24 protein-coding genes are annotated in these 19,666 nt (G+C 62.4%); 8 read left to right on the forward strand and 16 right to left on the reverse strand.

Going from position 1 to position 19,666, the window contains the following annotated elements; all coding sequences use genetic code 11:
• Positions 1 to 150: 150 nt before the first annotated feature.
• Positions 151 to 588, forward strand: a complete 438-nt coding sequence (locus tag ACYCCG_RS16025) for a CBS domain-containing protein (RefSeq protein WP_176685276.1) — start codon at positions 151 to 153, stop codon at positions 586 to 588.
• Between the two features lie 6 nt (positions 589 to 594).
• Here ACYCCG_RS16025 and ACYCCG_RS16030 read toward each other — a convergent pair whose 3' ends face one another.
• From ACYCCG_RS16030 to ACYCCG_RS16040, 3 genes are all read right to left on the reverse strand, one after another.
• Positions 595 to 1,233, reverse strand: a complete 639-nt coding sequence (locus tag ACYCCG_RS16030; protein ID WP_176685277.1) for an NADH:ubiquinone oxidoreductase subunit N — start codon at positions 1,231 to 1,233, stop codon at positions 595 to 597.
• A 69-nt stretch (positions 1,234 to 1,302) separates the two neighbouring features.
• Positions 1,303 to 1,545 carry a DUF2789 domain-containing protein gene (locus ACYCCG_RS16035; protein WP_103470272.1) on the reverse strand — a complete coding sequence of 81 codons (243 nt, stop codon included), beginning with the start codon at positions 1,543 to 1,545 and terminating at the stop codon, positions 1,303 to 1,305.
• 61 nt (positions 1,546 to 1,606) lie between these two features.
• Entirely contained in the window at positions 1,607 to 2,065 is a 459-nt protein-coding gene (locus ACYCCG_RS16040; protein WP_049588045.1) for an aminoacyl-tRNA deacylase, read from the reverse strand.
• Positions 2,066 to 2,164: 99 nt separating this feature from the next.
• Here ACYCCG_RS16040 and ACYCCG_RS16045 point away from each other — a divergent pair, with 99 nt between their 5' ends.
• Positions 2,165 to 3,511 carry an NfeD family protein gene (locus ACYCCG_RS16045; protein ID WP_209968813.1) on the forward strand — a complete coding sequence of 449 codons (1,347 nt, stop codon included), beginning with the start codon at positions 2,165 to 2,167 and terminating at the stop codon, positions 3,509 to 3,511.
• 2 nt (positions 3,512 to 3,513) lie between these two features.
• Positions 3,514 to 4,266, forward strand: a complete 753-nt coding sequence (locus ACYCCG_RS16050; protein WP_459671109.1) for a slipin family protein — start codon at positions 3,514 to 3,516, stop codon at positions 4,264 to 4,266.
• A 45-nt stretch (positions 4,267 to 4,311) separates the two neighbouring features.
• Here ACYCCG_RS16050 and ACYCCG_RS16055 read toward each other — a convergent pair whose 3' ends face one another.
• The 3 genes from ACYCCG_RS16055 to ACYCCG_RS16065 form a co-directional block, all read right to left on the reverse strand.
• Positions 4,312 to 4,944 (reverse strand): LysE family transporter, encoded by a 633-nt coding sequence (locus ACYCCG_RS16055; RefSeq protein WP_209968816.1) that lies wholly within the window; start codon positions 4,942 to 4,944, stop codon positions 4,312 to 4,314.
• A gap of 194 nt (positions 4,945 to 5,138) precedes the next feature.
• Entirely contained in the window at positions 5,139 to 5,726 is a 588-nt protein-coding gene (locus ACYCCG_RS16060; protein WP_103443290.1) for a mechanosensitive ion channel family protein, read from the reverse strand.
• Complete coding sequence (locus ACYCCG_RS16065; protein ID WP_103443289.1) at positions 5,726 to 7,636, reverse strand: ATP-binding cassette domain-containing protein; 1,911 nt, start codon at positions 7,634 to 7,636, stop codon at positions 5,726 to 5,728. The genes ACYCCG_RS16060 and ACYCCG_RS16065 overlap by 1 nt, the downstream gene beginning before the upstream one ends.
• Positions 7,637 to 7,686: 50 nt before the next feature.
• On the opposite strand from ACYCCG_RS16065, the gene ACYCCG_RS16070 reads away from it, so the two are divergent.
• A complete protein-coding gene (locus ACYCCG_RS16070) occupies positions 7,687 to 8,166 on the forward strand; it encodes a TIGR02444 family protein (protein WP_176685281.1) in 480 nt (159 codons plus the stop codon).
• Here the strand turns inward: ACYCCG_RS16070 and ACYCCG_RS16075 are convergent.
• Positions 8,145 to 9,179, reverse strand: coding sequence for an AlgP family protein (locus tag ACYCCG_RS16075; RefSeq protein WP_459671114.1), 1,035 nt, complete (start codon positions 9,177 to 9,179; stop codon positions 8,145 to 8,147). The two genes, ACYCCG_RS16070 and ACYCCG_RS16075, sit on opposite strands and share 22 nt — an antisense overlap.
• Positions 9,180 to 9,357: 178 nt before the next feature.
• Here ACYCCG_RS16075 and ACYCCG_RS16080 point away from each other — a divergent pair, with 178 nt between their 5' ends.
• A complete protein-coding gene (locus ACYCCG_RS16080; RefSeq protein ID WP_176685283.1) occupies positions 9,358 to 9,996 on the forward strand; it encodes an FKBP-type peptidyl-prolyl cis-trans isomerase in 639 nt (212 codons plus the stop codon).
• Positions 9,997 to 10,005: 9 nt separating this feature from the next.
• Here the strand turns inward: ACYCCG_RS16080 and ACYCCG_RS16085 are convergent, their stop codons facing one another.
• The 8 genes from ACYCCG_RS16085 to ACYCCG_RS16120 form a co-directional block, all read right to left on the reverse strand.
• Positions 10,006 to 10,476 carry an Rsd/AlgQ family anti-sigma factor gene (locus tag ACYCCG_RS16085; RefSeq protein ID WP_021782559.1) on the reverse strand — a complete coding sequence of 157 codons (471 nt, stop codon included), beginning with the start codon at positions 10,474 to 10,476 and terminating at the stop codon, positions 10,006 to 10,008.
• 231 nt (positions 10,477 to 10,707) lie between these two features.
• Entirely contained in the window at positions 10,708 to 11,214 is a 507-nt protein-coding gene (locus ACYCCG_RS16090; RefSeq protein ID WP_459671131.1) for a disulfide bond formation protein B, read from the reverse strand.
• Positions 11,215 to 11,436: 222 nt separating this feature from the next.
• Positions 11,437 to 12,675, reverse strand: a complete 1,239-nt coding sequence (locus tag ACYCCG_RS16095; RefSeq protein ID WP_176685285.1) for a heme biosynthesis protein HemY — start codon at positions 12,673 to 12,675, stop codon at positions 11,437 to 11,439.
• On the reverse strand, positions 12,672 to 13,772 hold the full coding sequence (locus tag ACYCCG_RS16100) for a uroporphyrinogen-III C-methyltransferase (protein WP_210023734.1): 1,101 nt from the start codon (positions 13,770 to 13,772) through the stop codon (positions 12,672 to 12,674). The genes ACYCCG_RS16095 and ACYCCG_RS16100 overlap by 4 nt, the downstream gene beginning before the upstream one ends.
• Positions 13,773 to 13,817: 45 nt before the next feature.
• Complete coding sequence (locus ACYCCG_RS16105; protein ID WP_339534258.1) at positions 13,818 to 14,585, reverse strand: uroporphyrinogen-III synthase; 768 nt, start codon at positions 14,583 to 14,585, stop codon at positions 13,818 to 13,820.
• A complete protein-coding gene (gene hemC / locus ACYCCG_RS16110) occupies positions 14,582 to 15,523 on the reverse strand; it encodes a hydroxymethylbilane synthase (RefSeq protein WP_176685286.1) in 942 nt (313 codons plus the stop codon). Before hemC ends, ACYCCG_RS16105 begins: the two co-directional genes overlap by 4 nt.
• Positions 15,524 to 15,641: 118 nt before the next feature.
• Complete coding sequence (locus tag ACYCCG_RS16115) at positions 15,642 to 16,385, reverse strand: LytR/AlgR family response regulator transcription factor (RefSeq protein ID WP_176685287.1); 744 nt, start codon at positions 16,383 to 16,385, stop codon at positions 15,642 to 15,644.
• Between the two features lie 122 nt (positions 16,386 to 16,507).
• Positions 16,508 to 16,684 carry a hypothetical protein gene (locus ACYCCG_RS16120; protein ID WP_176685288.1) on the reverse strand — a complete coding sequence of 59 codons (177 nt, stop codon included), beginning with the start codon at positions 16,682 to 16,684 and terminating at the stop codon, positions 16,508 to 16,510.
• On the opposite strand from ACYCCG_RS16120, the gene argH reads away from it, so the two are divergent.
• Positions 16,683 to 18,077: an argininosuccinate lyase gene (gene argH, locus ACYCCG_RS16125; RefSeq protein ID WP_014861057.1), complete on the forward strand. Its 1,395-nt coding sequence runs from the start codon at positions 16,683 to 16,685 to the stop codon at positions 18,075 to 18,077. The genes ACYCCG_RS16120 and argH overlap by 2 nt on opposite strands.
• A 106-nt stretch (positions 18,078 to 18,183) precedes the next feature.
• Here argH and ACYCCG_RS16130 read toward each other — a convergent pair whose 3' ends face one another.
• On the reverse strand, positions 18,184 to 18,846 hold the full coding sequence (locus ACYCCG_RS16130; RefSeq protein ID WP_339443418.1) for a glutathione S-transferase: 663 nt from the start codon (positions 18,844 to 18,846) through the stop codon (positions 18,184 to 18,186).
• Positions 18,847 to 18,994: 148 nt separating this feature from the next.
• On the opposite strand from ACYCCG_RS16130, the gene ACYCCG_RS16135 reads away from it, so the two are divergent.
• Positions 18,995 to 19,297, forward strand: a complete 303-nt coding sequence (locus ACYCCG_RS16135; protein ID WP_021782550.1) for a hypothetical protein — start codon at positions 18,995 to 18,997, stop codon at positions 19,295 to 19,297.
• 69 nt (positions 19,298 to 19,366) lie between these two features.
• Entirely contained in the window at positions 19,367 to 19,612 is a 246-nt protein-coding gene (locus tag ACYCCG_RS16140) for a TIGR02647 family protein (protein ID WP_021782549.1), read from the forward strand.
• The last annotated feature ends 54 nt before the right edge of the window (positions 19,613 to 19,666 follow it).

The raw sequence follows: 19,666 nt of genomic DNA on the forward strand, positions 1-19,666 counted from the left end.
GCGGCTTTAGCCGCGAAAAGGCCGCTACAAGCGAACAGCAATGACGTTTTTCAATCGCCTCCATGCCGTTTCCTGCATTGCCGTGCAGAGCGCCGTACCGGATGCTTTAGTTACTCCGAGACAGTGCTTTTTTCACCCGCAGAGGCCCGTATGAAGACCGTCGAACAAATCCTCAAGACCAAGTCCCAGCACCAGACCGTCTACACCATCGGCCCGGATGACTCGGTGCTCGACGCCCTGAAAATGCTGGCGGAGAAAAACGTCGGTGCGCTGCCTGTCGTCGAGGGTGGCCAGGTAGTGGGTATCGTCAGCGAACGGGACTATGCGCGCAAACTGGTCCTCAAGGGCCGCTCTTCCGCGGCCACGCCGGTGCGCGAAATAATGAGTGAACCGGTGGTCACCGTGGCCCCCAAGCAAAAGCTCGATTTCTGCATGAACCTGATGACCGACCGCCACCTGCGTCACCTGCCGGTGGTCGAAAACGGCAGATTGCTCGGCCTGCTGTCGATCGGTGACCTGGTCAAGGAAACCATCGCCGAACAGGCCAGCCTGATCAAGCAAATGGAGCAGTACATCCGCGGCGAATGAAGCGCCTCAATGGTAGGCGCGCTCCAGCTCGTCCAGCTGATGGTCGAAGCTACGCAAGCGCGCCGACCAGGTGTACACCAGCACTTCCAGGTCACGGTTGAGCACTGCCGTATTGCCGTGGCCGCTGTGCGTCGGCTCACCGAGGTCCAGCTGGTAGCGTTCACGGGCCATAGCCTGGGCCACGCTGGACAGGTCGCGAGCATTGGCCAGCCAGTGGTGTTGGCGGTCATGGATTTCGCGGTCGAGCACCCGGCACTGGCGCTTAAGCGCATCCAGGCTCTGCTCCAGCGGTGTACCCCTGAGCTCGCCCATGACCTCTTCGAAAGTACGCCCCGAATGCCAGTAGCTGCCCCAGAAATAGCGGTCGAAAACCGTCTCGACGCGGCGTAGTGCAACCTTGGTGTTCCAGATGGTCAGCAACGTTCGCCCCTGCACCACTTCGCGCTTGTTCAGGCGCAGCTGCTGCCAGGCGATCCATGTCAGCGCCACCAGTGCAACCGCCACAGTGACCGCGGCAGCGGCATACAGGAAATGCACCGCCTGGGTCATCTGTTGCGTCTGCCTGATGCCATAGAAGTAACTGGCCGTCAGAGTGCCCAGGATCGTCACGGAACACCAGAAACCTGGTGCGTAGGGATCTTTCATCGCGCTATCCCCTTATTGTTTTCCTGAGCATAGCAACGGCCGATCACTCGTCAGGTGCCACTCGGCGCTTTATTTTCGGGGGCGGCGCAATGCTTCGTTGAGTTGATCGAAGGGCACAGCCCAATCGGAATCTTCAATGATGCTGTCCTTGAGAAATGCACGCTGAGAGTCGTTCCAGAACGGCGCATCCACCAGCTTGATCTCGTTCTTCAGCGGGGAATGGCTGGTGATGAACTGATCGATACTCTTGGGATCGTCGGGCAAGCCCAGCTGCTTGAACAGCTCGGCAAAGGGATGGATCGGCGCTTCCATGGTTCCTCCTGAGCGCCAGGCAAGCCGTCCACGACGCCCGCCTGGCATTGGGTTGAAAACATCAGCACAGCTCGCGCACTTCGGCGTGCGGCACCAGTTTCATGTACTGCTCCATGCTCATGTGAATCAGGTGATCGTGGTCACCCGCCTCCAGGTAGACATCGCCTTGGCGGGTGAGACTCGGGTCGAGCAGCATTTTTATCTGGTAAGCATCGCCAAGGGCCGGCACGGCACCGCGCTCGCAGTCATTGAACAGGCTCGGCAGACCGCTTTCACGGGTCAGATGCCAGGCCCCGGACATACGCACCTTGTCCATGTCCAGATGCCGGTTGGCCGGTAGCACGGCCATGATGTAGTTGCCGTGACGATCATCGACCATCACCGCCTTGGCGACCCGCTCTGCGGGCACGCCGGCCATACGGGCTGACTCCAGGCTGGTGGCCGAATGTGGGTGGGGAATGATGTCGTAGTCGCAGTTGGCCTTGTCCAGGCTGGCCTGCAGGGTCTTTGCCATACGCATGATGCACCTCCGGTTTCGCCCCCCAATTTTCAATTTTAGGCCGGGTACGAGTGGTCGGGGCTAAACTTGTGTAAATACGCGCAAATGAGGTGACGACAGGTGATCGCCCACTGCTGGCGCTGGCTGTTGCTGCTGTTGTTGCTTGGCATCACGCCAAGTGGCCAGGCCGCGCCCGGCGCGGTGTGGGTGCTGGGCATCGACGACGCCATCGGCCCGGCCAGCGCCGACTACCTGGTACGCAGCCTCGGCCAGGCCCAGGCACAAGGCGCGCAACTGGTGGTTATCCGCATGGATACCCCGGGCGGGCTGGACAGCGCCATGCGCCAGATGATCAAGGCAATTCTCGCCAGCCCTGTACCGGTCGCCAGCTACGTTGCCCCCAGCGGAGCCCGCGCCGCCAGCGCCGGCACCTATATTCTCTACGCCAGCCATATTGCGGCGATGGCGCCCGGGACCAATCTGGGTGCTGCCACACCGGTGCGGATCGGCGGCCCGCCTGGCACGCCCGATGAGGACAAGGCCAAAGGCGGCGACGATGAAGCCCTCGCACGCAAACAGGTCAACGACGCCGCCGCTTACATCCGTGGCCTGGCGCAAATGCGCGGCCGCAACGCCGACTGGGCGGAGAAGGCCGTGCGCGAGGCGGTCAGCCTGTCCGCCAGCGAGGCCTTGCGGCTGAACGTGATCGATCAGGTAGCCGATGACCTGCCTGACCTGCTGCGCAAGCTCGACGGCAAAACGCTCCAGGTGGCCGGCCAGCCACGCCAGTTGCAGACCGCAGGCGCCAGCGTGATCGAGCATCTGCCGGACTGGCGCACACGGGTTCTGGCAGTGATCACCAACCCCAGCGTGGCACTGATCCTGATCATGATCGGCGTTTACGGCCTGTTGTTCGAATTCATGAACCCCGGTTCTGCGGTGGGTGGTGTGGTCGGAGGTATCTGCCTGCTGCTGGCGCTGTATGCGCTGCAGCTATTGCCGGTGAGTTTCGCCGGGGTGGCGCTGATCCTGCTTGGCATTACCTTCATGATCGCCGAAGCCTTCTTGCCCAGTTTCGGCGTGGTCGGCTTCGGCGGCATCGTTGCCTTTGTGGTCGGCGCGTTGATCCTGATCGACACCGACGCTCCCGGTTTCGGCATCCCTCTGGCCTTGATCGGCACCCTGGCGCTGCTCTCGGCATTACTGATCGGTGGCGTGCTGGGCATGGCTCTCAAGGCCCGCCAACGGGCACTGGTCAGTGGCGACGCCGGCCTGGTCGGCAGCCTGGTCACCGTCACCCAGGTGATGGCAAGTGACCCATTCTGTGGCGTCGTGCTGGCTCAGGGCGAGCCATGGCAAGCGCGGTGCGAAACACCGCTGCAAACTGGCCAGAACGTACGGGTGACCGCGCGCCATGGCGTGATGCTGGAAGTGAGCGCCGCCGCCCCTGCGACGCAAGGAGAATGACCATGTTCATGCAATTCGGTTTCGGCGCTGTGCTGATCGTGCTGGCCATGCTGGTACTGTCGGCGTTTCGCATCCTGCGCGAATACGAGCGCGGCGTGGTGTTCCAGCTGGGGCGCTTCTGGCAGGTCAAAGGGCCGGGGCTTATCCTGGTGATCCCGGTGATTCAGCAAATGGTACGGGTCGACCTGCGTACAGTGGTACTGGATGTGCCGCCGCAGGATGTGATCACCCGCGACAACGTTTCGGTCAAGGTCAATGCAGTGCTGTACTTTCGCGTGCTCGACCCGCAGAAAGCGATCATTCAGGTCGAGGATTTTCTGGTGGCGACCAGCCAGTTGGCCCAGACGACCCTGCGAGCGGTGCTGGGCAAGCACGAACTGGATGAGCTGTTGGCCGAACGCGAGCAACTGAATCTGGACATCCGCCATGTGCTGGATGCACAGACGGATGCCTGGGGCATCAAGGTGGCCAACGTCGAGATCAAGCACGTTGACCTGAACGAGTCGATGGTGCGCGCCATCGCCCGCCAGGCCGAGGCCGAGCGCGAACGTCGGGCCAAGGTGATTCATGCCGAGGGTGAACTGCAGGCGTCGGAAAAACTGATGCAGGCCGCGCAAATGCTGAGCAAGGAGCCGGGGGCGATGCAGTTGCGCTATATGCAGACGCTGGGGACGATTGCCGGTGACAAGAGCTCGACCATCGTCTTCCCGCTGCCGATAGATTTGCTGAAAGGGTTGGTTGGCAAGGAGAAATAGTGATGGGCCAATCGCGGGCTCCGCGATTGGCCTGTATAAGGTCTGTCAGACCGGCGCACGGCGCAAGGTAGCGAGGAAGGTGGCCGCACCAATGAACAACCCGGCAAAAGTGCGGTTCAAACGCTTCTGCTGTTTGGGTGTGCGCAACATGCGCAACACATGCGAAGCCAACCCGGTGTACCCCGCCATCACCAGCAGGTCGACAGTGACCATGGTCACGGTGATCGCCACATATTGCGGCAGCAGCGGCGCATGCGGGTCAAGGAACTGCGGCAGCACCGCCAGCATGAACACCAGCGCCTTGGGGTTGCTGACGTTGACCAGGAAACCACGGAACACCAGGCTCAGCGGCTTGCCGATCGGGCGCACGCCTGATTCATCGCTCATGTCCATCGGCAAGGCACGCCACTGCTTGTAGGCCAGGTACACCAGGTAGGCGACACCAAACCACTTGATGACCTGGAACGCCGTGGCCGAGGCGGCCAGGATGGCACCGACGCCGGCGGCGATGATGGCGATCTGCATGATCAGGCCCAGCTGCAGGCCCAAGGCGTTCCAGTAACCACGCCAGAAGCCGTATTGCAGGCCGCTGGACATCGAGGCAATCGCCCCGGCACCAGGTGAAAGGCTGATCACCCAGCAGGCAGCAAAGAAGCCCAACCATACTTCCATCGACATCACACACCTCGCTCGAACATTTGTTGCAAAACGTTAAGCTAAGGTTTTGGCGAAAAAATAACCAGTGATTTCTGATGGATTTGTGGTGTCTGACCTGACTTCTTCGCGGGCACGCCCGCTCCCACGCCCAGTGCATCTTCAGACGGTGGGATACCTGTGGGAGCGGGCGCGCCCGCGAAGGGGCCAGTACAGGTTCAGTCAGCTTCGGCAGCTGTTTCTTTGTGCAGGGCCTGTACTTCGGCCCCGCGCCAGCGTCGTACCGACTTCTGGAAGAACTGGCTATTGGGCACCTGCACAAGCGCCCCACCCGCTTCGGGCATTTCCAGCAGCGTGGTGAACAGCAGGTTGATGGCGATCACCCGGCCTTTCACGCCGGGCTTGTCGAGGGTGTCGACCAGCTCGACCACATCGCCGATGCGAAACGGCCCAACCGTGAAGATCAACACCGCGCACAACAGGTTGGACAGCACGCTCCACATGGCGAAGAAGGCCACCGCCGCTACCGCTACGAAGCCGGAAAGTGCTGTCCACAACACAGTCGCCGAAACACCCAGGCGCTCCAGCACGAACAGCAGCGCGCTGCCCATGATCAGCCAGCGCAGGCCACCACGAACGGGCACCAGCAACTCCGGTGGCAACGGGTAACGCTGGCCGAGTCGGCCAAGCCCACGGGCGACGATACGCTGCAGGATGAACGCCGCTACCAGGATCAAGAGTATCTGCAAGCCCAGCCAAAAAGTATCCATCCATTGCCCTGGCAGCAGCGAACGCAGTTCCTCCATCAGGACAACGCCTCGAGTTCGGCCTGCATGCTTTCAAGGGTTTCCAGCGCTTCCATCCAGGCCTCTTCCAGCTCGCCTTCGCGTTGCTTGAGCTTGGTCTGGCGCGCCAGCAGGTCGCGCAACTCGTCCTTGCGCGCCGCGTCGTAAAGGCCACCATCACCCAGCGCGGTCTCGATCTCGGCCAATTGCGCGTGCACCTGGTTGAGCTCGCTTTCCAGCTTGTCGGCAGCCTTCTTGTGCGGTGCCAACTGCTGGCGCAAGGCTGCGGCAGCCTGGCGCTGGGCTTTCTTGTCGGTCTTGTCCGGGTTGGCCGGTGCACTACTGGCCGGCGCACTGCGCTGGCGGTACTCGACCAGCCAGCGGCTGTAGTCTTCCAGGTCACCGTCGAAGGTGTCGACCTTGCCGTCGGCCACCAGCAGGAAGTCATCCGTGGTGCTCTTGAGCAAATGACGGTCGTGGGATACCACCACCACTGCACCGGCAAACTCCTGCAAGGCCATGGTCAGTGCCAGACGCATTTCCAGGTCCAGGTGGTTGGTCGGTTCGTCAAGCAGCAGCAGGTTTGGCCGCTCCCAGGCAATCAGCGCAAGTGCCAGGCGAGCCTTTTCGCCACCGGAGAAGTTCACCACCGGCTCGTCACAGCGGGCACCATGGAAATCGAAGCCGCCGAGAAAGTCGCGCAGCGTCTGCTCACGCTCGGTAGGGGCGATGCGCTGCAGGTGCAGCAGCGGGCTGGCCTTGTCGTCCAGCGAGTCCAGCTGATGCTGGGCAAAGTAGCCTACAGCCAGGTTCTCGCCGCGAACCAGCCGGCCCGACAACGGCTCCAGCTCACCTGCAAGGTTCTTGATCAGGGTCGACTTGCCGGCGCCGTTGGGCCCGAGCAGACCAATACGAGCACCTGGGGTGAGCTGCAGCTTGACCTTGTCGAGGATGGCCTTGTCGCCATAACCCAGGCAACCTTCGGAAAGGCTCAGCAACGGGCTGGAAATTTTCTGCGATTCACGGAAGACAAAGTCGAACGGCGAATCGACGTGCGCCGCCGACAGCTCTTCCATGCGCTCCAGGGCTTTGATCCGGCTTTGCGCCTGACGGGCCTTGGTGGCCTGGGCCTTGAAGCGGGCAATGTACTTTTCCATGTGCGCGCGCTGCGCCTGCTGCTTCTCGTAGGCCTGCTGCTGCTGCGCCAGGCGCTCGGCACGGGTGCGCTCGAAGGCGGTATAGCCGCCTTTGTACAAGTTGAGCTTGCGCTGCTCGACGTGCAGCACATGGTCGACCACGGCATCGAGGAAGTCACGGTCGTGGGAGATCAGCAGCAACGTGCCGGGGTAGCCCTTGAGCCAGTCTTCCAGCCACAGGATCGCGTCGAGGTCGAGGTGGTTGGTGGGCTCGTCGAGCAGCAACAGGTCGGACGGGCACATCAGTGCCTGGGCCAGGTTCAGGCGCATCCGCCAGCCACCAGAGAAATCGCCGACACGGCGGTCCATCTGCTCGTTGGTGAAGCCCAGCCCAGCCAGCAACTTGCGCGCACGGGCGTCGGCGGTATAGCCGTCGGCGCTTTCCAGCTCACTGTGCAGGCGCGCCAGGGCGGTGCCGTCGTGGGCCTGCTCGGCCGCGGCCAATTCGGCCTGGACCTTGCGCAGGCGCACATCGCCATCAAGCACATAGTCCACAGCCAGGCGATCGAGGGTGTCGACCTCTTGGCGCATATGGGCGATGCGCCAGTCGCCGGGCAGTTGGCAGTCACCGGCATCGGGCGACAGCTCACCGCGCAGCAAGGCGAACAGGCTGGATTTTCCGGCGCCGTTGGCGCCGATCAGGCCGGCCTTGTGACCGGCGTGCAGGGTCATCTCGGCGCCTTCTAGCAAGCGCTGCGGACCACGCTGTAAAGTGAGGTTGGATAGTCTGATCATGATGGTCGCGGAGTCTACCAGCTTCCTCGGCCCATAGCGCGAGTGGAACCATGCACACCGACCTGTGGAATTACGCCCTGACCCTGTATGCCAGGCCCGGCGTGCAAGCCGCCTGCCTTGAACTGCAGGCACTGGGCGGTGATGTCTGCCTGCTGCTGTGCGCAACTTGGCTGCAAGCACGTGGCGTGGCCGTACTGGGCGAACGCGCGCAAGCACTGCAAGAACTTGCCGAGCCCTGGCAACGTGAAGTGGTCGCCCCACTACGCAGCCTGCGCCAGCAATGGCGAGCGAAAGCATCGGATGATGCACAACTGGCGGCGTTGCGTGAACAGGTGAAAGGGTTGGAATTGCGGGCAGAAAAAACTCTGCTGGAGCGCTTGCAGGAGCGCTCGCGACAGTGGCCCGCGGGCTCCCATGAGCCCGCGGATGACTGGCTGGCCCGGCTGGCACCGGACCAGGCTCTACATCATGACGCGCTAGTCCAGTTGCGCGTCGCGGCCGCTGCGCTTCAGGACGCCGAAGGTGCCTGAGCCGGACTGCTCAAAGGTGCAGACGGTGCTGCCGGGGCCGGACTCTCCGAGTTGGTGGCGGCGGCTGGCGTAGCAGCTTTGGCGTCGGCAGGTTTGACGGCCGTGCGTGCAGGTGCCTTGGCGGCAGCTGGTTTTGCGGCTGGCTTGGCCGCAGGTTTGGCTGCGACGGTCGACTTGGCAGCTGGTTTGGCCGCTGGCTTGGCGGCAGCGGTCGCCCTGGCAGCTGGCTTGGCCACAGGTTTGGCTGCAGCGGTCGACTTGGCAGCCGGTTTGGCCGCAGGCTTGGCGGCAGCGGTCGCCCTGGCAGCTGGCTTGGCCGCAGGTTTGGCTGCTGCGGTCGACTTGGCAGCTGGTTTGGCCGCAGGTTTGGCGGCAGCGGTCGCCCTGGCAGCCGGTTTGGCCGCAGGCTTGGTGGCAGCGGTCGACTTGGCAGCTGGTTTGGCCGCAGGCTTGGCGGCAGCGGTCGCCCTGGCAGCCGGCTTGGCCGCAGGCTTGGCGGCAGCGGTCGACTTGGCAGCTGGTTTGGCCGCAGGCTTGGCGGCAGCGGTCGCCCTGGCAGCTGGTTTGGCCGTAGACTTGGCTGCAGCGGTCGCCCTGGCAGCCGGTTTGGCTGCACGCTGATCAAGGGCCTTGGCTGCAGCTTCGCGTACCTTGCCTACACCCTGGGCCAGCTTGAGACTGTCCTGTGCATCGCGTTTGAGTTGCTGAATGTAAGAGCGAGTCTGGGTTTGACGTTCCTTGAGAGAATCGAGCAGTTCCTCAAGTTCACCGATGGCTTTTTGCGCCTTGGTTTGCGCCTTGGCTTTACCTGCCTTGGCCGCGTCTTGCAGTTTCAGGCGACCGTTGTGCAGTTTTTCCTGCGCCTTGCCACGCTGCTTTTCCAACTTCGCCAGCAGTTTTTCCGCATCAGCCAGCGCTTGCGAGCAGGCCTCTTCCAAGTGCTCGAGCAAGCTGCCCGAAAGTTGCTGGAGCAGGTGTAACGGCGTACTTACTGGCTTCTTTTTGGCCGACATGGTTTACCTCCTGGCTGACGAGATTGCGGCTCATACTATGCTTCTGCTGCTACCGCCGCTAGGGCATGTTGACCGTAACATTTACGCCGCGTTGCATGCCTGGGCAAAGTTGTTATCTTGCAGCTGCGTGAAAGTGTAGTTGCTGAATTAATCATTGCTGGCATTTGGGAGTCAGGCGTTGCCTCGATATCTTGTTTTAGGTTTATGCCTGATGGCCTCCCTCGCCTTGGCCGACAACGACGACCACGATTTGGCCTACAGCCTGGGTGCCAGCCTGGGTGAACGCCTGCGCCAGGAGATGCCGGGCTTGCAACTGGATGCACTGGTCGAAGGCCTGAAACAGTCCTATCAGGGGCAACCCCTCAAGCTCGACAAGGCACACATGCAGGCGGTGCTCCAGCAGCATGAAACCCAGGAAGGTAACGCCGCTGTGCAACAGCTGCAGGCCGCCGAAACGCGTTTCATGGCTAATGAACGTGGGCGTTATGGGGTGCACGAACTAACGGAAGGTGTGCTGTACAGCGAACTGCAGGCAGGCACGGGTGCTCAGCCGAAAGCAGGCAGCAAAGTGCAGGTGCGCTACGTGGGCAGATTGCCGGATGGCTCGATATTCGACCAGAACCAGACCCCCCAATGGTTCAACCTGGATTCGGTTATCGAAGGCTGGCAGGTCGCCTTGCCGAAAATGCACGCTGGCGCCAAATGGCGCCTGGTGATTCCTTCTGCGCAAGCCTATGGCGCCGAGGGGGCGGGAGACCTGATTGCACCCTACACCCCCTTGGTATTCGAGATCGAACTGCTGGCGGTTGGCGACTGACGCCAACCTTCAGGCTTGCACTGCACCCTCTTCCTTGTGCGCGTTGTGCAGCACTTCGATCAGGCAGTCTTCGAGCTCGAAGCGCTCATGCAACAGCCCGCCCAACTTGGCCAGCTTCTCGGCAAAGCGTTCGGTGTCCTTGCACTCCCCCTTGGCGCAATGGTCATTGAAGGCCAGTGCGATCTGAGTGCTGTCGTTGATCCGTGGGTTGATCTCTTCGGCCAGCTTCAGCGCCTTCTCGTCTCCGAACGCCTTGGCCTCGCTGACCAGTTGCTCGCAGACTTCGAAGTGCCACGCCGAAACGTAGTCGACCAGAAGTGAGCAAAAGTCCCCGTTGGTGTCCTTGTCGGCGAAGGCTGGCTTCACATCGCGCAGGGCGCGAAAAGCTTGCACCAGTTCCTGGCGCTCCTCCAGCCAACGGTCGATCAGCTTGTGAACCCCACCCCAGCGTTCCTGGGCGTTCTGACAACTATCGAGCATGGCGATCTCTTCCCTTCTGGGTAGATGCCGCTGCACCTCGTACTACGACCGCGCAGCACAAAGGTGACATCAGCAGGACGGCATCGAGCAGTTGTTTTTCCGGTATGCGTGCTGGGAGATTATTCCCGCGCGTGCTGCCCTTCAAGGTACGCAGCACACAAAGTTCATACAAGCGTTTAATACCCTGTTACATCACCATTGGTCGCGCTAATGGCGCAACCTTGCGCCAGGTCATGTTCTTGCCAGGGTGCGGAAACGATACGCCAGCAGGCAACTCAAGGGCAGAACCGCCAGCAGCAGGAAGGCCAACAGGCTCCATTCCGGCAGTGTCAGATCAAGAAAGCTCCAGGCAAGCGAACGGCAATCCGGGCCACCCAGCAACAGTTGCCGTGCCGCCTCACCCCAGGAGTGCGCGAACACGCGCCCGATCGGCACCGGGCATACTTCATTTCCTCCCTCAGCACCCTGCAACCAGACATGCCGAGCGGCCAGCAATGCGCCGGCCATCGAGCAGCCCAGCGCCAGCCGAGCGTAACGAAGGATGCCCTGCGTGCCCGGCGCCTGCAGCACGGCTGCGAAGCACAGCAGCGCGTACACGCCAAGCAGCAACCGTTGGCTGAGGCACAATGGGCACGGCTTCAGCCCCACTGTGTTTTCCAGACGGAAAGACGCAACCAGTACCGCCAGTGCGAGCAGGCAGGCAGGAAGAAAAAAGGTGCGCAAACGGGCCGGCAGCATGGGCAGTGAAGGTCCCGGGGAAAAAGTAGGGGCTTGAAACGGTAGAGGAAAGACACGCTTTGTTTCAAGGCACGACAGCAACGACAAGTCGCTGAATCGCGTAGGAAATTTCTAGATATGCGGTAGGAGGCGACGGAAGAAATGGACTTCAGATCTAACTGACAGCAAAAGATAAATTACCTGCCCCCAAAGCCCGCACCTTGGCGCGGGCCTTAGGGTGGGTCAGGCGCGTACGCCTTCTGGCAAAGGCAGCGCCAGCAGGCGTTCGTCCAGCAGGCCAAGGCCCTCCTGGAATAGCTGGTTGCTGCGCTCGGTCTCGCCCAGCCCAGCGAGCAGGCGGGCCAGCTCAGCACAGGCCTCGGGGTTGCGCTCCATGCGCAGGCTGCTTTCCAGGTAGTCACGCGCCTTGCCCCACAGGCGGTTCTGCAGGCTCAGACGGCCCAGGGTCAGCAGCAGGCTGGCGTCTTGCGGGTGAGCCTTGAGCCAACCTTCAGCGGTTTGCAGCTGACGCGCCGGGTCATCACCACGCACCAGGCCGTAAAGGCGGGCCAGGTGGCTTTCGTAGTCGCGCTTGAGGGCAGTACGCAGCACTTGTTCGGCCTCGTTCTGGGCACCTACCTGGCGCAACTGCTCGGCGTACGCCAGCACCAGTTGTGGCTCCTGGCGCTGGGCTGCGGTCAGCTGCTGCCAGGCGCGCTCCAAGGATTGACGTGCACTTTGCGCGTCTTCGCCACGGGTGGTAGCCAGGCTCAGGTTCTGGCCCCAGGCACGTTGTTCCAGAGCAGCCAGCTCGGCGGCCGGCAGCACCTTGCCCTTGCGCAGGTCTGGCAGCAGACGAATCAGTGCAGACCAGTCGCCGCGCTCCAGGTACAGGCTTTGCAGCAAGCGCAGCACCTGGCCGTTGTGCGGGTGGCGTTCCTGCATGGCCAGCAGGGTTTCCAGGGCTCCATCGCTTTCGCCTCGGTCCATCTGCAGTTGGGCATGGGTCAGGGCAATGGCCAGCTCCGCTTGTGGCTGGCGCTCCAGGGCACGCTCCAGCAGGTTGTCGCTGTCTTCGGTGCGGCCTTGCTCGTTGGCCGCGCGCGCGGCACCAAGGTAGTACAACAACGGTTGGCGCTCAGCCTCGGCGGCACGGTGCAAGTGCCGTTGGGCACTGGCCCAGCGGCCTTCGGCGAGATCAAGCTGGCCCTGTTCGATCGCCAGGCGGATACGCCGGCTGCGGTTACGCCGTGACCACGGGTTGACCACACCACTGGAAGTCAGCACCAGGCCGACCAGATAGCGCAGCAACCACAGCAACAGGACGACCGCCAAAACACCGGCCAAGGCTGCCCATAGCCCCGACTGGTAGCGGAAGCCACCATAGGAAATCAGTACATAGCCGCTGTGCTTGGCGACCGCGATGCCCAGTGCCGCTGCAACCACGATCGCAAGCACGGCCAACAGGTAGACACGCTTCATGGCTTGCCCCCTTCAGCCTCGGTCGGCAGGTGACGACGCTGAATATAGGCCTGCACTGCCGCCAGGCTTTCACTCAGGTCAGGGGTAACCACCGACACCGGCTGATCAGCCAAGGCATTGAGGCTGTCGAGCATGGCCTTGCTTTGCGGGTTGTCTGCGTTGAAGTTGGCCAGCAGTACGCTGCGGGCGTCGTCCAGCGCCTGCGTGTAAACCTTGGCATCGCCATTGAGCGCCGCCCACTGGGCCTGCTCGATAGTCAGGCTCAGGGCCAGGCGCAGCTGGTTCAACTGCTGCCCGGCCAGCAACGGACGCACGTTTTCATCGGCGTTGAAGTCGATCTGGAAGTACTTGGATATTTCTGCCCACCATTGCGACAGCCTGCTGGCTCCATCACCGTCGGCGGTCAGGGCACCAAGCGCATCGGCGTTGCTGTCGAACTCGGGTGACTGGGCGCTCAGCTGCTGTACCAGCTCACGCTGGGCAGCCAGTTTCAAGAACAGGCCGGTTCGGTCGGGTTGCTCAGTGCTGTTGAGCATGGCCAGGCTGCGTGCCAGTTGCTCGCGGGCGGCGAAGGCACCCGGGTCGCTCTGCTCGCGCAGGATCTCGTCGGCGCCTTCGACCAGGGCTTTGGCACTGGTGATGTCCTGCAACGCTGAAAGGCGCAGGGTAGCCAGGCGCAGCAGGTGCTCGGCTTCGGCCAGGCGCCACTCTTTGCGGCTTTCTCCCAGCACGGTTTCCAGGCGCTGACTGAGACGCTGCTGGTCGCCCTGTAGCTGGGCTACCAGACGCCGGCGGTCTTCCAGCTCGCTGGCGGCTGGCAGACTGGCCAGTTGCGCACTGATCTGCTGCTCACGTTGCTGCAGCGCCTCGGCGCGCTGATTCAGCGCCTCGATGTGCTGGCCCTGGTTGAACTCACTGCCCTGCAGTTGACGCACCTGCCAGACACCCCACCCACCTACCGCCACCCCGGCCGCACCAAGCAGCAAGGCCAGCGCTGCCAGGCCACTGCCGGAGCGTTTGGCAGGTGGGGTGGTAACGGGTTCCGTAGGCGCCTGTGCCGACGGTTGATCGTTATTGGACAAGACAGTCTCGCTCACGTATCCATCCTTTGCATGGGGGCGCACCGCATTCAGCTTAGCGCCTTAAGAGGCAGGTGCAGCGCTACGCTGCACGGCTGCCAGCAAGGCCGTGGCACTGGCGCCACGGCAATCCACAACCTGTTGGGCCCCGGCGGCCTTGGCCTGCTCGGCGACCCGCGGGCTGGGCACGAACAGCGGCAACTGGGCCAACCGCAGCCAATCGGCACCGGCCATCTGCTGCAAATGTTCAAAACCCTGCCCACTGCTGACCACCAGGCCATTGAGGCGTTCCGCTTCAATGCAGCGCATCAGCGTACCCGCCGGGTAGGCCGGCAGGCAGCGACGATACAGTTCCAGATATTCGACACTAGCACCTTGCTCTGCAAGACGCTCTGCCAGCAGTTCGCGACCTCCGACGCCGCGAACGATCAAGACACGCGGTGCCGGCACGGAAACGGCCTGGCGCAGGGCCGGCAGCGCCAGCAAGGCTTCGCTGTCATCGCCACGCGGCGGAGAGCTTACCTCCAGCCCAGCACCCTGCAGCACCCCAGCCGTTGCCTCGCCCACGGTGAACCAGCCTCGCTGTGGAGGCTGGATACTGCTCTCGGCCAGATGTTCAAGCAACAGCCGGGCGGCCGGCTTGCTGACCACAATGATCGCCTGGAAGTCATGCAAGCCTTCCAGCGACCGTCGCTGCGGGGCTTGCACGATAATGGGTTCAATCGCCAGCAGTGGCAGGCAACTGCTGCCCACTCCCGCTGCCGCCAGGCTTTGCGCCAGCGCCGCGCAGTCCTCGGCAGGCCGGGTCAGCAACAGGCGCCATTGGCTCACGGGTGGCCGGCCTCGCCGTAGACTTCCTTGAGAATGGCCTCGGCGCCCTGAGCCAGCAGCTCTTCGGCCACCTGTACGCCCAAGGGCTCGGCAGCAGTACGGGGGGCACGGGCATCGGCCACCAGCAAGGTCCCGCCACTAGGCTGGCCGACCAGGCCACGCAGCCACAACTGGTCACCTTCAAGTACCGCGTAACAGGCAATCGGCACTTGGCAGCCACCATTCAGGCGTTTGTTCAGCGCGCGCTCGGCCATTACCCTGTCAGCGGTGTCAACATGGTGCAGTGGCGCCAGCAGTGCATGGATCTCAACGTCGGCACTGCGGCACTCGATGCCCACCGCGCCCTGACCACCTGCCGGCAGGCTGTCATCGACGCTGATGGTGGAGGTGATGCGATCTTCGAAGCCCAGACGGATCAGGCCCGCGGCGGCGAGGATGATGGCGTCGTACTCGCCGGCATCCAGCTTCGCCAGGCGGGTGTTGACGTTGCCGCGCAGAAAACGGATTTGCAGGTCCGGGCGGCGCGCCAGTAACTGGGCTTGACGGCGCAGGCTTGAGGTGCCGACGATGCTGCCGGCAGGCAGCGCTTCGAGGCTGTCAAAGGTATTGGAAACGAAGGCATCACGCGGGTCTTCACGCTCGCAGATGCAGTACAGGCCCAAGCCCTCAGGGAAGTCCATGGGCACGTCTTTCATCGAATGCACGGCGATGTCGGCTTCGTTGTCCAACAGCGCGGTTTCCAGTTCCTTGACGAACAGCCCCTTCCCGCCGATTTTTGCCAGCGGCGCGTCGAGCAACTTGTCACCACGGCTGACCATGGGTACCAGGGTCACCTGCAGACCGGCGTGGGCCTGCTCGAGGCGGGCCTTGACGTATTCGGCCTGCCACAGGGCCAAAGCACTTTTACGGGTGGCAATGCGGATTTCGCGAGTGGACATGAAACGCCCCGATCCAGAGAAATACCGCCGATGATAACAGCATCGCCGGTATCGCTTGCAGATACGGATCAACAGGTCATACGCAGCCAGGTGCAGGAGCGGCCCGGATCCGAGGGCCTCAGAGGGTCTGCATCATCTTGCGCACACCAGCCACATGCCGACGGCTGACGGTCAAGGCATCGCCGTCCAGGCCTTTCAGATACAGCTGAAAGTGCCCCAGCGGGGTGCGCTGCAAGCGTTCGATGCGCTCGCGGGCGACCAATGCATTGCGGTGGATGCGCACGAAGCGTTCGCCAAATTCGTCTTCCAGGGCTTTGAGTGGCTCGTCAAGCAGCACCTCCCCGGCTTCGTGACGCAAAGTCACATACTTGTGGTCGGCAATGAAATAGATCACCTGGGGTAACGGGATCAGTTCAATACCTTTACGCGTGCGGGCGCTTATATGGCTGCGTGGGCCACCGCCTTCATTGGCCGGCCGGGTAAGTGCCGCCAGTTGGGCGCGGTTGGGTTTTTCGGCCTTGCGCAAGGCATCGCGCAAGGCCTGGGCCTGGAAGGGCTTGGTGACATGGCTGAGGGTACTGTCCTTGAATGCCTCTGCACCGTATTCATCATCCCCGGAGCAGAACACCACCGCTGGCGGCGTCTCGCGCTCGCACAGGCGAGCGGCCACCTGCAGGCCATCCAGGCCTGGCATGCCGATGTCCAGCAGGACCACATCGGGCTTGAGGCTTTCAATCAGCGCCAAGGCCTCATCGCCGTTGGTGGCGCTGGGCTCCAGCACAGTGTAACCCTCCAGTTCGCCGAGCAGCCGGCTGAGGCGTTCACGGCCTTGAGGTTCGTCATCAACGATCAGGACATTCATAATTGCGCTGGATTCCTGAATGAGTCTCGCACAGGTATAGCGTAGACAGGTGTGGTTCGAGCGACACTGCGGTCACGCTCTAGACCGGTGCGATGGCCAAAGATTCACTCGGCCCGGCAGATTCACTGCCAGTCCTTTGTCCAACTGTAGACGGTCCGTGGAACACTGCCGTTCATTCCTTGAAATCCTTCTCTGCGATCTTCCGGGTATTTCTCTCGACCGGCGCCCTGCGGCAGCCAGCCCAACCCTGCTATCATCGACGCCACTTTTTCGTTCACGCCTGCAATGAGTGAATCCATGAGCACCGACAAGACCAATCAGTCCTGGGGCGGCCGCTTCAGTGAGCCCGTCGACGCCTTCGTCGCCCGTTTCACCGCCTCGGTAGATTTCGACAAGCGCCTGTACCGTCACGACATCATGGGTTCGATCGCCCATGCCACCATGCTGGCGCAGGTCGGCGTGCTCAGTGATGCCGAGCGCGACACCATCATCGATGGTCTGAAAACCATCCAGGGCGAGATTGAAGCCGGCAACTTCGACTGGCGTGTCGACCTCGAAGACGTGCACATGAACATCGAAGCACGCCTGACCGACCGCATCGGCATCACCGGCAAGAAGCTGCACACCGGCCGTAGCCGCAACGACCAGGTGGCCACCGACATCCGCCTTTGGCTGCGCGACGAGATCGACCTGATCCTGGCTGAAATCACTCGCCTGCAGCAGGGCCTGCTGGAGCAGGCAGAGCGTGAAGCCGAAACCATCATGCCTGGTTTCACCCACCTGCAGACGGCGCAGCCAGTCACCTTTGGCCACCACCTGCTAGCCTGGTTCGAAATGCTCAGCCGCGACTATGAGCGCCTGGTCGACTGCCGCAAGCGCACCAACCGCATGCCTCTGGGCAGCGCCGCACTGGCCGGCACCACTTACCCGATCGATCGCGAACTGACCTGCAAGCTGCTGGGCTTTGAAGCCGTGGCCGGCAACTCGCTGGACGGCGTGTCGGACCGTGACTTCGCCATCGAATTCTGCGCTGCGGCCAGCGTGGCGATGATGCACCTTTCGCGCTTCTCCGAAGAGCTGGTGCTGTGGACCAGCGCACAGTTCCAGTTCATCGACCTTCCGGACCGCTTCTGCACCGGCAGCTCGATCATGCCGCAGAAAAAGAACCCGGACGTGCCAGAGCTGGTACGCGGCAAGAGCGGCCGCGTGTTCGGCGCCCTGACCGGCCTGCTGACCCTGATGAAAGGCCAACCGCTGGCCTACAACAAGGACAACCAGGAGGACAAGGAACCGCTGTTCGACGCCGCCGACACCCTGCGCGACTCGCTGCGGGCCTTCGCTGACATGATCCCGGCGATCAAGCCCAAGCACGCCATCATGCGTGAAGCGGCCCTGCGCGGTTTCTCCACCGCTACCGACCTGGCCGACTACCTGGTTCGCCGTGGCCTGCCGTTCCGTGACTGCCACGAAATCGTTGGCCACGCGGTGAAGTATGGTGTGGACACTGGCAAGGACCTGGCCGAGATGAGCCTGGACGAACTGCGCCAGTTCAGCGACCAGATCGAGCAGGACGTGTTTGCCGTGCTGACTCTGGAAGGCTCGGTGAACGCACGTGACCACATTGGTGGTACGGCGCCGGCGCAGGTGCGCGCTGCCGTAGTGCGCGGCAAAGCCCTGTTGGCGTCTCGCTAACTCCCGGGGCGAGGGCTTCGCCCTCGTTCGCGGGTAAACCCGCTCCTACAACGGTTGTGCTGTACCTGTAGGAGCGGGTTTACCCGCGAATGACCCAACAAGACTCTTAGCGTTTACCGCTGCGAATCATCTCCATGAAGGCCGGCATCGACGCTTCCTTGTCCGCCAAGATCCGCGCCATGTGCGGGTTCTCGCCCATCAGCTGCAGCAACGCCTTGGCCTGCGGGAAGTCCGCCAGGAAGTCGATGTTCAGCACCTTCTTGCCCACCGCGTTGGCCAGGTCGACCGAGAAGCAGAACATCAGGTCTGCCAGCGTCATCTGCTCGCCCGCAACATAGGGTGCAAAACGCCCGTTGCGCTTGAGCGTGGCAAAACCGGCCAGCAGGTCCGCACGCGCTTTCTCCTTGATCAGTGGTTCGACCGACATGCCAAAGAACGACTCGGCATAGCAGGTACGCGCCGGCAGTTCGATGTACAGCTCGATTTCCTTGAGCAGCTCACGCACCTTGGCCTGCTCGAACGGATCGGCCGGCAGCAGTGCCTTGCCGCTTTGGGTTTGTTCGATGTAGTCGAGGATCACACTGGTTTCGCTGAGGAAGCCCTGCTCGGTCTGCAGCACCGGAACCTTGCCCCGCGGGCTCACTTCCAGCGCCTGTGGCGCCTGGCCGCCATAGAAGGTGACTTCCTCGAAGGACAGACCTTTTTCCAGTAGGGCCAACTTGACCATGTTGTAGTAGTTGCTGACCGAGAATCCATGAAGCTTGAGCATGAGGTAACAGCCTCCAGGCCGTAAGGGGTTGGCCTGGCTTTTATAGACTGAACGCCTGCCGCTGACCAGCGTCATGCACCGCGTCAATGCTCGGGCATTGCCGCCATAGGCATGGCACACTGTTGCATCCCATCCTAGGAGTACCGCCATGAGCGAGCCCACCGACATCGGCAATGACGACGACGAAGCCTTCGCCGAGGCCACGCTGACCCAAGCCATCGAAAACCAGATCGAGAGCGGCGAGCCGCCTGCGGCCAAGGCCACTTTCAACAAGCTGACGCTGGTCGGCTATGAGCGTGAAGACATTCTCAACCTGATGGCGCATGTGCTGGCCTTCGAAATTGACAACATGCTGGTAGAGGACCGTGCGTTCAACGGCGAGTGGTATGAGAACGCTCTGCGGGCACTGCCGGAGCTGCCGCCTGAGATGGATCAAGGCGACGACGAATAACCCGGCTACACTCGAAGATCAGGCACCGCTGACGGTGCCGCCATCCTTGTCTGGAAGTCAGGAGCTGCCATGCCTTTTACCCCCGATCTGATCGACGAACTGGAAGTACTCGCGCTGTTCAAACACGACAGCAGCCAGGAAGGCATCAAGATAACCAGCACCGCATCCCCCGCCCTGATCGCGGCTGCACAACGCCTGCATGAGAAGGGGCTGACCGATCAACCGGATGGCGGCTACCTGACCAGTCTGGGTCATGACGCCGTTGAAAGTGTCCAACTGCTGCAGAACATTCTCAAGGCGCCACAGCCGGCCTGAGCATCAGGCTTGCGCAAGATCTGAGACCTAGCGCGGCCCCTGTGGGACCGCGCA

It is taken from the genome of Pseudomonas sp. VEM90, from assembly GCF_054611535.1.